The 933-nt window shown below is 63.8% G+C and carries 2 protein-coding genes; both read left to right on the top strand.

The features are described 5' to 3' along the window. Positions 1 to 266: hypothetical protein (locus ACODSZ_RS23070; RefSeq protein WP_488928641.1), on the top strand; the 266-nt coding region annotated here is incomplete at its 5' end. A 59-nt stretch (positions 267 to 325) separates the two neighbouring features. After that, positions 326 to 933 (top strand): AAA family ATPase (locus ACODSZ_RS23065; RefSeq protein WP_488928640.1); only part of this gene is annotated, 608 nt, incomplete at its 3' end.

Below are 933 nucleotides of genomic sequence, written 5' to 3'. Positions count from 1 at the left end.
TGGACACCGAGGTGCAAATCAGCCTGGTGCCGCCGGATGAAAAGAAGCAGTTCGAGTTGGAGCAGGCGAAGAAGAACCGCAAGCGCGCGCTGGAAGAGCACTTCACGCCAGAGCCCGGACGTGAGCCAGGTGATAGCGATACCGACGATGACCGCACCGGCGATCTGCCGCTGGACGATCCCGACGATGGCAGCAATCAGAATCCTGGCTCGGGTGACCCGGGCGAGTCCGAAACGGCTGGCCAGGGTCAGTACCAAGTCGAATAACCACCAGGATGGCCGCCCAGAGCGGCCGCCACCTCCGACAAGAACAAGGACACATCGCGATGAAAATCACCAACCTGCAGGTCGACAATGTGCTGGGCGTGCGCACCGTCGATATCAAGCTGACCACCCCTGTCGCCCTGATCGCCGGCCGTAACGGCTCGGGCAAGTCCAGCATCCAGGAAGCCGTGCGCATGGCCATCAGCGGCGAGGTCGTGCGCGCCAAGCTGAAGAAAGAATATCCGACCCTGGTGCATACCGGCTCCAAGGCCGGCGGCGTGCTGGTCGGCCTGGATGACGGCCGGAGCTATGCCTTCAACCTGCCCAAGGGCGTATCCCAGGTCTCGGACGGCCTGCCCACTGGTACAGCCATCGGCGTGGCCCTGAACGGCCAGCGCTTCGCGGCCATGAAGGAGGACGAGCGCCGCGCCTTTCTGTTCGCGGCCACTGGCTGCAAGCTGACCGGCGAAGAAATCAAGAAGCGCCTGCTGGCGCGCAAGCTGGATCCGAAGCTGGTGGAGATGGTCATGCCTGTCCTGCGTACTGGCTTCCCGGCCGGTAAGGACTTCGCAGCTGAAGAGGCGCGGAAGAAGAAAGGTGCCTGGCAGCAGATCACCGGCGCAAACTGGGGCGGCGTGGCCAGTGAGGGCTGGAAGGCTGAGAAGCCGAC

Source organism: Herbaspirillum sp. FG34 (genome assembly GCF_057809315.1).
Note: the sequence above shows the minus strand (reverse complement) of the source record. Positions and strands in the feature narration are given on the sequence as shown.